The 11,603-nt window shown below is 64.8% G+C and carries 15 protein-coding genes; 2 read left to right on the forward strand and 13 right to left on the reverse strand.

The window, feature by feature from the left end; genetic code table 11:
* Positions 1-5: 5 nt before the first annotated feature.
* From XH83_RS30930 to XH83_RS30945, 4 genes are read right to left on the reverse strand one after another with little or no spacing between them, the layout of a single operon-like run.
* On the reverse strand, positions 6-815 hold the full coding sequence (locus tag XH83_RS30930) for an ABC transporter permease (protein WP_194404379.1): 810 nt from the start codon (positions 813-815) through the stop codon (positions 6-8).
* On the reverse strand, positions 812-1,687 hold the full coding sequence (locus XH83_RS30935) for an ABC transporter permease (protein ID WP_194404380.1): 876 nt from the start codon (positions 1,685-1,687) through the stop codon (positions 812-814). Before XH83_RS30935 ends, XH83_RS30930 begins: the two co-directional genes overlap by 4 nt.
* Positions 1,684-2,724: an ABC transporter ATP-binding protein gene (locus XH83_RS30940; protein WP_194404381.1), complete on the reverse strand. Its 1,041-nt coding sequence runs from the start codon at positions 2,722-2,724 to the stop codon at positions 1,684-1,686. Before XH83_RS30940 ends, XH83_RS30935 begins: the two co-directional genes overlap by 4 nt.
* Positions 2,725-2,748: 24 nt before the next feature.
* The gene (locus XH83_RS30945; RefSeq protein WP_194404382.1) at positions 2,749-3,783 is read right to left on the reverse strand and encodes an ABC transporter substrate-binding protein; all 1,035 of its coding nucleotides are present in this window, start codon (positions 3,781-3,783) and stop codon (positions 2,749-2,751) included.
* A gap of 272 nt (positions 3,784-4,055) precedes the next feature.
* Here XH83_RS30945 and XH83_RS30950 point away from each other — a divergent pair, with 272 nt between their 5' ends.
* Both XH83_RS30950 and XH83_RS30955 read left to right on the forward strand, forming a co-directional pair.
* Positions 4,056-4,982 (forward strand): LysR substrate-binding domain-containing protein, encoded by a 927-nt coding sequence (locus XH83_RS30950; RefSeq protein ID WP_194404383.1) that lies wholly within the window; start codon positions 4,056-4,058, stop codon positions 4,980-4,982.
* Between the two features lie 50 nt (positions 4,983-5,032).
* Positions 5,033-5,740, forward strand: coding sequence for a type 1 glutamine amidotransferase (locus XH83_RS30955; protein WP_194404384.1), 708 nt, complete (start codon positions 5,033-5,035; stop codon positions 5,738-5,740).
* Positions 5,741-5,815: 75 nt separating this feature from the next.
* On the opposite strand, the gene XH83_RS30960 is transcribed toward XH83_RS30955, so the two are convergent.
* From XH83_RS30960 to XH83_RS31000, 9 genes are all read right to left on the reverse strand, one after another.
* Positions 5,816-6,283, reverse strand: coding sequence for a nuclear transport factor 2 family protein (locus XH83_RS30960; protein WP_194404385.1), 468 nt, complete (start codon positions 6,281-6,283; stop codon positions 5,816-5,818).
* A 79-nt stretch (positions 6,284-6,362) separates the two neighbouring features.
* Positions 6,363-6,812, reverse strand: coding sequence for a tol-pal system-associated acyl-CoA thioesterase (gene ybgC, locus XH83_RS30965; protein ID WP_194404387.1), 450 nt, complete (start codon positions 6,810-6,812; stop codon positions 6,363-6,365).
* Positions 6,813-6,954: 142 nt separating this feature from the next.
* Positions 6,955-7,098, reverse strand: coding sequence for a type II toxin-antitoxin system RelE/ParE family toxin (locus tag XH83_RS39835; RefSeq protein WP_246776358.1), 144 nt, complete (start codon positions 7,096-7,098; stop codon positions 6,955-6,957).
* 6 nt (positions 7,099-7,104) lie between these two features.
* The gene (locus XH83_RS30975; protein WP_194404388.1) at positions 7,105-7,314 is read right to left on the reverse strand and encodes a hypothetical protein; all 210 of its coding nucleotides are present in this window, start codon (positions 7,312-7,314) and stop codon (positions 7,105-7,107) included.
* Between the two features lie 58 nt (positions 7,315-7,372).
* Positions 7,373-8,290 (reverse strand): metallophosphoesterase, encoded by a 918-nt coding sequence (locus XH83_RS30980; RefSeq protein ID WP_194404389.1) that lies wholly within the window; start codon positions 8,288-8,290, stop codon positions 7,373-7,375.
* Between the two features lie 124 nt (positions 8,291-8,414).
* Positions 8,415-9,473: a Holliday junction branch migration DNA helicase RuvB gene (ruvB, locus tag XH83_RS30985; RefSeq protein ID WP_194404390.1), complete on the reverse strand. Its 1,059-nt coding sequence runs from the start codon at positions 9,471-9,473 to the stop codon at positions 8,415-8,417.
* A complete protein-coding gene (ruvA, locus tag XH83_RS30990) occupies positions 9,470-10,087 on the reverse strand; it encodes a Holliday junction branch migration protein RuvA (protein ID WP_194404391.1) in 618 nt (205 codons plus the stop codon). Before ruvA ends, ruvB begins: the two co-directional genes overlap by 4 nt.
* The gene (ruvC, locus tag XH83_RS30995) at positions 10,084-10,611 is read right to left on the reverse strand and encodes a crossover junction endodeoxyribonuclease RuvC (RefSeq protein ID WP_194404392.1); all 528 of its coding nucleotides are present in this window, start codon (positions 10,609-10,611) and stop codon (positions 10,084-10,086) included. Before ruvC ends, ruvA begins: the two co-directional genes overlap by 4 nt.
* A 122-nt stretch (positions 10,612-10,733) precedes the next feature.
* On the reverse strand, positions 10,734-11,480 hold the full coding sequence (locus XH83_RS31000; RefSeq protein WP_194404393.1) for a YebC/PmpR family DNA-binding transcriptional regulator: 747 nt from the start codon (positions 11,478-11,480) through the stop codon (positions 10,734-10,736).
* Between the last annotated feature and the right edge of the window lie 123 nt (positions 11,481-11,603).

The raw sequence follows: 11,603 nt of genomic DNA on the forward strand, positions 1-11,603 counted from the left end.
TTCTCCTATCGCCCGGTGTCGCCGCCCTTGCCGGCGAGCACGCGGTCGAGCCCGTAGAAGCGGTCGAGCAGAATGAGGGCGGTCATGGTTACAGCGATCACGCAGGCCGAGACCGACGTCACCAGCGGATCGATGTTGTCCTGGATGTAAAGGAACATGCGCACCGGCAACGTCTCGGTGCCGGGCGCGGCGAGGAAGACGGTCATGGTGAGATCGTCGAAGGACTGGATGAAGGCGAGTGCCCAGCCGCTGATGACGCCGGGCAGGATCAGCGGCAGCGTCACCCGGCGAAACAGCGTCCAGCCGCCGGCGCCGAGCGAGACCGCCGCCATCTCCACCGTGCGGTCCATGCCGGTCGCCGCCGCCAGCGTCAGCCGCAGCGCGAACGGAAACACGATGATGACATGCGCGATGATCAGCGCGGCGAAACTGCCGCCGAGGCCGGCCGAGGTGAAGAAGCGCAGGAAGGCGATGCCGAGCACGACATGCGGGATCATCAGCGGCGACAGGAACAGCGCGGCGAGCGCATCACGGCCGCGGAAGCGATAGCGCGCAATCGCCAGCGCCGCCGGCACCGCGAACAGCAGCGCGACGAAGGACGAGAGCGCGCCGAGGCCGAGACTGACCCAGAAGGCGTGAATGAATTCGGGATAGTTCGCGATCGTCCTGAACCAGCGCAGCGAGAAGCCATTGGTCGGCAGTGACAGAAAGCCCTCGGGCGTGAAGGCGACCAGGCAGACCACCAGGATCGGCGCCACCATGACGATGACGAAGATGGTGTGGAAGATCAGCGCAAACGGGCCGTTCCGTCTCATCGGAACACCTCCGCATAACGCCGCTCGATCAGGGCGTTGCTGCCGACCACGATCAGCACCAGCGCAACCAGCAGCAGCGTGGCGACCGCCGCCCCGAGCGGCCAGTTCAGCGTGTTGAGGAACTCGTCATAGGCCAGCGTCGCGGCGACCTTGAGCCGCCGGCCGCCGATGATCGCCGGCGTCGCGAACGCGCTGGCCGAGAGCGAGAACACGATGATCGCACCCGACAGCACGCCCGGCATGATCTGCGGCATGATGATGCGGTGGATGATGGTGGCGGGGCCGGCGCCGAGCGACATCGCGGCATTCTCGATCTGCGGATCGAGCCGCTGCAGCGCCGCCCATACCGACAGCACCATGAACGGCATCATGACATGCGCGAGCGCGATCACCATGCCGGTTTCGGTGAACATGAAGGGGATCGGCGAGCGCATCACGCCGAGCGACATCAGGAGCTTGTTGACGAGGCCGTTGTTGCCGCCGAACAGCAGCGCCCAGCCGAGCGTGCGCGCCACCACGGAGATCAAAAGCGGCCCGAGAATGACCAGCAGGAAGAAGCTCTTCCAGCGACCGCTCATGCGGTTGAGGATGTAGGCTTCGGGTGCGCCAAGCAGCGCGGTGAGCAGCGTGGTCAGGATCGCGATGCGAAAGGTCCGCCAGAACATCTCGGCATAATAGGGATCGGTCGCGATCTCGTGCCAGTTCTTCAGGATGAAAACCGGCTCGATGCCCTTGTACTGGCCCCAATCGTGGAACGACAGCATCACCGTCATCGCCAGCGGAATCAGCAGCACGCCGACGAACAGCATCAGGGCGGGCGCCGTCAGCGCCCATGGCGCGCGTACGCTGCGCTCCTCGGCGGCCATGCTCATGCCGCAGTCCTCGCGCGCACGCTCATGTCCTCGGGGCGCCAGGTCAGGCGAACGGCGTCGCCTTCGGCCGGCTGCGCCGTGCCGTCGTTCTGGCGGATCACGATCGCCGGGCCGCACTCGCTCTCGCACTGGAATAGCCAGTGATTGCCCTGGAAAATGCGCGTGACGATCTTTGCGCCGAGGCCGGCATCGCCAAAACCGATCCTTTCGGGGCGAATGCTGACGGTGACGGGGCCACTGAGCCCGGCGGGCGCCGGCGCGCTCCAGGAGCCCGCCACCAGCTGCGCGGGCGTGACGGTCCGGTCGATCGTGCCGGCAAAATCATTGGTCTTGCCGAGGAATTGCGAGACGAAGGCCGAGGCCGGCCTTTCATACGTTTCCTGCGGCGTGCCGATTTGCTCGATCTTGCCCTGGCTCATCACCACGATGCGGTCGGACAGCGACATCGCCTCGTTCTGGTCGTGCGTGACCAGGATCGTCGTGGTGCCGATGGTGCGCTGGATCTGGCGCAGTTCGATCTGCATCTCCTCGCGCAGCTTGGCATCGAGGTTCGACAAGGGCTCGTCCAGCAGCAGCACGCTCGGCTTGATCACCAGCGCGCGCGCCAGCGCCACGCGCTGCTGCTGCCCGCCGGACATGCGGCGGGGATGACGGTCCTCAAAGCCGGCGAGGCCGACCATCGCGAGCGCTGCGCGGACACGTTCAGCCCTATCAGCCCGCGACACGTTGCGCATCTCGAGGCCGAACGCGACGTTCTCGGCCGCCGTCATGTGCGGAAACAGCGCGTAGCTCTGGAACACGATGCCGAGGCCGCGCTTGGCCGGATGGATCGCGGTCAGGTCCTTGCCCTCCAGGCGGATCGCGCCGCGTGAGGGATCGAGGAAGCCCGCGATCATCTGCAACGTCGTGGTCTTGCCGCAGCCGGAGGGGCCGAGGAAGGAGATGAATTCCCCCTTCCCCACCGACAGGCTGAAGTCGTTGACCACGGTCTGCGCGCCGAACTGTTTTGCGACCCGGTCGAGCTCGAGATAAGCCATGCGCTGTCTCCGCGAACGCTCAGATCAGCGCTCGACCTCGCGATTCCAGCGCTTGGTCCACTCCTCGCGCTTCTCGTTGATGACGGTCCAGTCCGGATTGTAGAGCTTTGCTGCACGCTCGCCGATCGGCGCCATCTTGCCGAGCTCGGGCGGGATCACCAGCGATTTCAGCACCGGGCCGTAGCCGTAATCTTTTAGCATCACGAGCTGGACTTTTGGGTCGAGCAGCATCTTGACGAAGCTTGCCGCCAGCGGCGAGGCATTGGGCTTGGCGATCGGGCACGCCGTGGTCAGCAGCGTCGCCGCGCCTTCCTTCGGATAGACGAAGTCGACGGGGAAGCCGGTATTGGCAAAGCTCTGCACGCGGCCGGTGCCCCACACCGCGATCACGGCCTGGCCGGACTGGAACAGCTCGGTCATCTTGCCCGGCGACGGCTCATAGGCGAGCACGTTCGGATTGATCTGTTCCTTGAAGATCTTGAAACCGGAATCGACGTTGGTCTCGCCGCCGCCGTTCATCTTCGACAGCATCACCAGCGCTTCGAGACCGTAAGTGTTGTTGATGGGCGGGATCACGAGCTGCTTGGCGTATTTCGTGTCCTTCAGATCGTTCCAGGAGGTCGGTGCCGCCCAGCCTTTCTCCTTGAACACCTTGGTGTTGTACATCAGGCCGGTCGCGACGATGCCGATGGCGACGGCACGATCGTCCTTGAAGCGCGCGGTGTCGTAGAGATCGGCAGGCAGGCCGTCGAGCTTGCCGCAGAAGCCGAGCTGGATCGCCTGGTACATCGGGCCGTCATCGACGATGGCAACGTCGATCTGCTGGTTGCCCTTCTGCGCCTGCAGCTTGGCCAGCGTATCCGTGGAGTTGCCGGCGACGTATTCGACCTTGACGCCGTTCTCCTTCTCGAAGGCCGGGATCACCTCGTCGCGGATCGTCTTCTCGAACGAGCCGCCATAGCCGGCGACGTAGAGTGTCTTTTGCTGGGCCGAGGCGGCTGACGGGGCCGCGATGAGCGCTGCGATGCTGACCGCGGTCAGAAGGCGAAAAGTTGTCATGTGGACCGATCTCCATACCGGAATGAGGTGACGTGCCGACAAATCTCCGGCTGGGGCGCCTTCCGCATTTCCTTCCGCGCAAATCCCTCTCAGATCAGGGCTCCGGCCCCTGTTCGGCGGGTCTGGCGCGATTTGGAGGTCAAAACCCCTCCAATCTGCCGAAAAAGCGGGCTGGCTCCAGCTCTGATGAAAAAGATCGCAGACCAATACTTCCATCGTCCAATGAATAATGGCACCCTCTGCATGCCGAAATGTTATGATTGGATGACGAGATGGCGCGGATCAATTCGCGGCAGGTCGAGGCCTTCCGCGCGATGATGCTGACCGGCAGCGTCACGGAGGCTGCGAAGCTGATGGTGGTGACGCAGCCGGCGGTGAGCCGGTTGCTGCGCGACCTCCAGGCCCTGCTGAAGATGGAGCTGTTCGAGCGGCGCGGCACTGGCCTGGTGCCGACCGCGGCGGCGATGGCGCTCTATACCGAGGTCGAGCGCTCCTTCGTCGGTCTCGAACGCATCACCGCCGCCGCCGAGGAGATTCGCGGCCGCCGCACCGGCTCGCTGCGCATCGCCGCGCTGCCGGCGCTGGCGAACGGCTATTTGCCGCGCCTCGCAGGGCACTTCCTGCAGGAGCGGCCGAACCTCAACCTCGCGTTCTTCGGCGTGATCTCTCCAATCGTCGTCGACTGGGTCCTGAACAACCAATGCGACATCGGCTTTGCCGAGGTGCCGATCGCCCATTCCGGCCTGCCCAGCCTGCGATTGCCAGCGCCCGCGCGCGTCGCGGTGCTGCCGACGGGTCATCGCCTTGCGGAGAAGGACGTCCTGGAGCCCAGCGATTTCGAAGGCGAGACCTTCATCTCGCTGTCGGCGGGATCATCAAGCCGGCATCTCGTTGACCAGGTCTTCAATCGCCATGAAGTCCGCCGCGTGCTCAGGGTCGAGACCACCTTGTCGGAGATCATGTGCGGCATGGTGTCGTCGGGGCTCGGCGTTGCGATCTGCGACCCTTTCACCGCGCGGGAATTTTCCACCCGCGGCGTCGTCGCGCGCCGCTTCCTGCCGCGCATCGACTTCGAGTTCTCCGCCGTCTTCCCGGCGCAGCGCAGCCCGTCGCCCGTGGCGCTGGATCTCGTCGAGACCATGCGCAAGGCGCTCGAGGAATTCGAGGACCAGACGGCGAGCCAGCTTGCAGGCGGTTGACGTGGACGCCATTGGTGCAGTGTTATAGCTACGCAACCGAAGCAGGGCACATGGCACGCATCACCATCATCGAGACCGGCCTCGTTCCCAAGGAATATCGCGAGCGTCACGGCTCGTTTCCCGACATGTTCGAGCGCATGGTCCGCGCCGAGGATCCGGCGGCCACGGTCGACATCGTCAGCATCCCGAATGGCGATGCGCTTCCCGATCCGGGCAAGATCGAGGCCGTCCTGATTACCGGGGCCGCTGCCGGCGTCTATGACGGCCTCGACTGGATCGCGCCGCTGGAAGATTTCGTGCGCACGGCCTACGCAAACAAGACGCCGATGGTCGGCGTCTGCTTCGGTCATCAGTTGATCGCGCAGGCGCTCGGCGGCACCGTGCGCAAGTCGGACAAGGGCTGGGGGATTGGCCGGCACGTCTATCAGGTGCTGCCGGAGAACGGCGTCGTCGACGGCGACGCGGTCGCCATCGCCGCCTCGCATCAGGACCAGGTGATCGAGCCCCCGGACGATGCGCTGACGATTCTGTCGTCGGAGTTCACCCCGCATGCCGGCCTGCTCTACGCCAACGGCACGACGCTGACCATGCAGCCGCATCCGGAGTTCGACGTGGCCTTTGCGCAAGTGTGCTGCGATCTGCGGGACGGCAAGGCGCCGGATGCGGTGGTCGCAACGGCAAGGGCGTCGCTGGCGGAGCCTATGGACAATGCGAAGCTCGGTGGCGCGATTACAAGGTTCTTGGCGCGGCGCGTCTAGCTAGCGGTACGCTCCCCTTCCCTTCTTCCCCTGTTGGAGAGAGCACAGCAAGCGCACCGCGCTATTTCGCGAATGTCAAAACGGATCGCATCCCAAACCCGGCACATCCGCCGGCCGTGGCCCCGGCGCGGCCCAGTGAAACCGGCGATCCTTCTCCGCAATCACAATGTCGTTGATCGACGCTTCGCGCCGCTTCATCAGGCCGTGCTCGTCGAACTCCCATTGCTCGTTGCCGTAGGAGCGATACCACTGGCCGCTTGCATCGTGCCATTCGTACTGGAAGCGCACGGCGATGCGGTTCTCGTCGAAGGCCCAGAGGTCCTTGATGAGGCGATAGTCGTGCTCCTTCTCCCATTTGCGCGTGAGGAAGGCGACGATCGCCTCGCGGCCCTGAAAGACCTCGGAGCGATTGCGCCAGCGGCTGTCCTCGGTATAGGCCAGCGAGACACGGACCGGATCGCGTGAATTCCAGGCGTCCTCCGCCATGCGCGCCTTCTGCGCGGCGGTCTCACGGGTGAAGGGCGGAAGCGGCGGACGCGACATGATGAGCCTCATCGATTGGTTGGGGCCGCAATCTATCGCTGCGCAAGGCGGGGTCGAGTGGCGACCCCCTATCGGCCGATCACGAAATCACATCAGCCTTCATCAGCGTGCGGATCGATTTCGGGATCGGCTGGGCGCGGCCGCCGCTGATGAAGGCGACGCGGACCTCGGCTTTCACCAGCACGTTTTCACCGCGCCGCACTTCCTGCGCCAGCACGATGGAGGCGCCCTTCACCGCAACCGGCCAGGTCACGACGTCGAGCACATCGTCCATCCGCGCGGGCTTGAGGAAATCCAGATGCATCGAGCGCACCACGAAGGCGAAGCCCGTGCCTTCCGTCTCCGCCTGCTCGAACAGCGCCTGCTGCTCGGCGCCCATCAAGCGCAAATGATTGGTGCGTCCACGCTCCATGTAGCGCAGATAATTGGCGTGGTAGACGATGCCGGAAAAATCCGTGTCCTCGTAGTAGACGCGCACCTGCATGTGGTGGCGGCCGTCGCGGATCTCGCCGTCGAGATGGGCAGTCATTTCGAAAACTCTCGCTTTATATCTCGACGCCCATCCAAGACCCGCACAATAACTATGCGATCAGTCCGAATGAGGTTGAATGCAATATAACCCTCGATCGACAGCCCGCGAAGGGATGCCCTTAGCTCACTCCGATCTGGTCCTAAGAAGGGAATTGTCGCAACTCTTCGAACCGCTCGGAGAATCTCGCAGCCAATCGATCCGCTGCCGCTAGGCTATGCCCTGCAAGATATGAATGGATGTCAAAAAGGTCCGTACGGGCGCGCAAGGACAGAACGACCTGCACGAGGCTCTACCGCTTCGCCCGCGTTTGCTCGAGAAACTCGTTGAGATCCCAGGGGACCACGCGTTCGGCCTCGACATCCGCCATCCCTTCGTCGATCGCGTCTCTGAGGGCCCGAAACTTCTTGGCTTGGGACAACAAGAAGTCGGCCGCGGACTCCTGCATTTCCTCAGGCAGCAGCTCAAGAGCTTCAACAGCTTTCTCGACGGCAGAACTCATCGGATCAATATAGCGCAGCCTTGGACTGGTGCCCAGATGCTGACTCGAAATTTGACGGCTACACCACCAGGGGTCCCCGCCCCAGCGTCACTTCGACGATCTCAGGCGGCACGCCGACGCGGACCGGCATGATGCTGCAACCGAGACCGCCGGAGACGATGAGATCGCATTTCAGGCGGAAGTGGCCATAGGCGAGCCGCATACCGTTCTTGGGCGAAACCGCCGGCGACCAGCCGAGCAGGCGGACCTGGCCGCCATGGGTGTGGCCGGACAGTTGCAACGCGACGCGCGCAGGCACCAGCGGCGCGATGTTGGGCTCATGCGCGAGCAGGATGATTGGCGCATCGTCGGTGACTTTCGCCAGCGTACCCGCGAGATCGTCGGCGCCGAAGCGCCCGGTGCTGCGAAAGCGCCGCGCCGGCAGGAACGCGAGTTGATCGCCGAGCCCGGCGAGCCAGAACGGGCGGCCGTCCTTGGAAAGGCGCACGACATCGTTCTCGTAGACGGGGATGCCGGCCGCCTCCAGCGCCCGATGCGCGATGGTCGGCCCGTGCCCCGCACGCTGCACGGTCTTGTCGTCCCAATAATCGTGATTGCCCATCACGGCATGGACGCCGAGCGGCGCCTTCAGGCCGGCCAGCACCCTCGCCCATTCGCGCGACGGAATGAAGCGCGTGACGTGATGGAGGCCAGCGACATAGTCGCCGAGCAACACGATGAGATCGGGTTTCAACGCGTTGGTGCGTTCGACGATGCCCTCGATCCGCTCCAGCGACATCCAGGGATCGCAGGCATGGATGTCGGCGATGGCGGCGATCTTCAGCGAAAGATCCGACGGCCATTGCCGCGGCTTCGGATGATAGCGGGTGACGCGGAGCCGCAGCACCGGCTCGATGCCGACGCCGTAGGCGGCGGTCGAGACGCCGAGGGCGGACAGCCCGCCGATGGAACGGATGAAATGACGGCGCGTGATCATGAAAACCCGATCGGAATGCGCTCTTTTGATGCGGTCCGAATGGAGCGGAATTGGGGTGCGCTCGTGCAGATCGTCTGCACGAGATCACCAGAAGTTCATGAAAGGAGCGCGCCGTTTGCGCAGATCAGTCGTCGCTCTCGTCGGTGCCGAACAGGCCGAACTGTGCCGCCGCATCGCGCGAGGGCTCGGCGATGCCGAGATGGCGGAAGGCGTGCGAGGTGAGCAAGCGGCCGCGCGGGGTGCGCTGGAGGTAGCCGCACTGGATCAGATACGGCTCGATGATGTCCTCGATCGCATCGCGCGGCTCGGACAATGCCGCGGCCATGGTCTCGACGCCGACCGGTCCGCCGCCATAGTTCATCGCGATGGTCGTGAGATAGCGGCGATCCATGGCGTCGAGACCCGCAGCGTCGACCTCGAGCGCGCTCAGCGCGTGATCGGCGATCTTGCGATCGATCTTGTCGGCATCGACAGCGGAAGCAAAATCGCGCACGCGACGGAGCAGACGCCCGGCGATGCGCGGCGTGCCGCGGGCGCGGCGCGCGATCTCGTTGGCGCCGTCAGCGCTCATGCCGACATTGAGCACGCGCGCGCCGCGGCTGACGATGCTTTCCAATTCCTCGATGGTGTAGAAATTCAGGCGGACCGGAATGCCGAAGCGATCACGCAAGGGATTGGTGAGCAGGCCTGCGCGCGTCGTGGCGCCGACCAGCGTGAATTTCGACAGCTCGATCTTCACCGAGCGCGCGGCCGGACCTTCGCCGATGATGAGGTCGAGCTGAAAGTCCTCCATCGCGGGATAGAGCACCTCTTCCACCGCCGGGCTGAGGCGATGGATCTCGTCGATGAACAGCACGTCGCGCTCTTCGAGATTGGTCAGCAGCGCGGCGAGGTCACCGGCTTTGGCGATGACAGGTCCCGAAGTGGCGCGAAAGCCGACGCCGAGCTCCTTCGCCACGATCTGCGCCAGCGTGGTCTTGCCGAGGCCGGGCGGACCGACGAACAGCACGTGATCGAGCGCCTCGCCGCGCTTGCGCGCAGCCTCGATGAAGATCGAGAGGTTCTTGCGCGCCTGCTGCTGGCCGACGAAATCAGACAGCGATTGCGGGCGCAGCGCGGTGTCGCCGACATCGTCGCTGCGGCGCTCGGGCGAGACCATGCGGCTGGCCTTGGGATCGCTCATTTCGCGAGCTCCTTCAGGCCAAGGCGAATGAGCTGCGCGGTCTCGGCATTCTCACCGGCGCTGCGCGAGGCCGATGCAATCGCGGCAGCCGCCTGCGGCTGGCCATAGCCGAGATTGACCAGCGCGGAGATCGCGTCCGCGACCGGGCGTGGGGCTCGTTGATCGTCGACCGCGCCTGCGAGATGCACCACCGCGGGATCGACATTGGCGAAGGCCGGCGCCTTGTCCTTCAATTCGGTGACGATGCGCTCGGCGACCTTGGGGCCGACGCCGGGCGTGCGCGCCACCGCCGCCTTGTCGCGCAGCGCGATCGCATTGGCGAGATCGGAAGGCGCCAGCGTGCCGAGCACGGCGAGCGCGACCTTCGCGCCGACGCCCTGCACGGTCTGCAGCAGGCGAAACCATTCGCGCTCCTGATCGGTGCGGAAGCCGAACAGTTTGATTTGATCCTCGCGGACATAGGTCTCGATCGACAGCACGGCCGCTTCGCCCGGCGAGGGCAGATGCTGCAAGGTGCGCGAGGAGCAGTGCACCTGATAGCCGACGCCGCCGACGTCGAGGATGACGAAGTCTTCGCCGTAGGAATCGATCAGGCCCTTGAGCTTGCCGATCATAGGCTCGCCACCTTCAGCCGCAGCGCGGTGCTCTGGCGGTGATGGGCATGGGTGATGGCGATGGCGAGCGCATCGGCGGCGTCTGCCGACGGCGGATCGGCCTTGGGCAGAAGGATCTTCAGCATCATCGCGATCTGGGCCTTCTCGGCGTGACCGGCGCCGACGACGGTTTTCTTGACCTGGTTGGGCGCGTATTCGGCGACCGAGATGCCGAACATTGCGGGCGCCAGCATGGCGACGCCGCGAGCCTGGCCGAGCTTCAGCGTCGCAACGCCGTCCTTGTTGACGAAGGTCTGCTCGACCGCGGCTTCCATCGGCTGGTGGTTCGAAAGCACGGCCGCCAGCCCTTCATGGATCGCGAGCAGCCGGCTCGCCAGCGGCAGGTCGTTCGGCGGTTCCACCGAGCCGCAGGCCACATAGATCAGGCGGTTGCCGTCAGCCTCGATCACGCCCCAGCCGGTGCGGCGCAGGCCGGGGTCGATGCCGATGATGCGGACGGGTTGGCGAATCGGGAGCGCGGTCATGGGCCAGTGATAGCGGCTGGCCGACGATAGCGAAACAGAAACAGAACAGAAGTAACAGGGGAAGTGGGCTCCAACCCTCTCCCCGCAAGAGCGGGGCGAGGGAGCGCACCGTTCATGCGGCCTCAGCCACCCATCTTCGCCACAAGCGCGTCCGAGATCTCGAAATTGGCGTAGACCTGCTGGACGTCGTCGTGCTCGTTGAGCAGATCCATCAGCTTCAGGAGCTTCTCGCCGGTCTCGTCGTCGACGGCGACCGTGTTCTGCGGCTTCCAGATCAGCGCGGCCTTGCGCGGCTCGCCGAACTTGGCTTCCAGCGCCTTGGCGACGTCGCGATAGCCTTCGGTCGAGGCGTAGATCTCGTGACCGCCTTCGCCGGACACCACATCGTCGGCGCCGGCCTCGATCGCGGCATCCAGCACGGCGTCGTCGGAGGCGACGCTGCGGTCGTATTCGATGATGCCGGTGCGATCGAACATGAAGGACACCGAGCCGGTTTCGCCGAGATTGCCGCCCGACTTGGTGAAGAAGGAACGGATGTCGGAGGCGGCGCGGTTGCGGTTGTCGGTCAGCGCCTCGACGATGACGGCAACGCCGCCGGGGCCGTAGCCCTCGTAGCGGATCTCGTCATAGTTTTCGCCCTCGTTACCGAGCGCCTTCTTGACGGCACGCTCGATATTGTCCTTCGGCATGTTCTCCTGGCGCGCCGCGATGATAGCCGCACGCAGGCGCGGGTTCATGGCCGGGTCGGGCGCGCCGAGCTTGGCTGCGACGGTGATTTCCCGCGCCAGCTTGCCGAACAGCTTCGACTTCTGCGCATCCTGCCGCCCCTTGCGGTGCATGATGTTCTTGAATTGGGAATGTCCGGCCATGCGTGGTCTCTTGGAAAATCGTCAGCCAAAGGTGAGCGTGGGAAGCGCGGCCTTATAGGCCGCCCCCCCACCGGAATCAAAGGGATCTGGGCCTCTGAGGTAGCACTGTAAAGGTAGCCTCCG

It is taken from the genome of Bradyrhizobium sp. CCBAU 53351 (assembly GCF_015291745.1).
Taxonomy (GTDB): domain Bacteria; phylum Pseudomonadota; class Alphaproteobacteria; order Rhizobiales; family Xanthobacteraceae; genus Bradyrhizobium.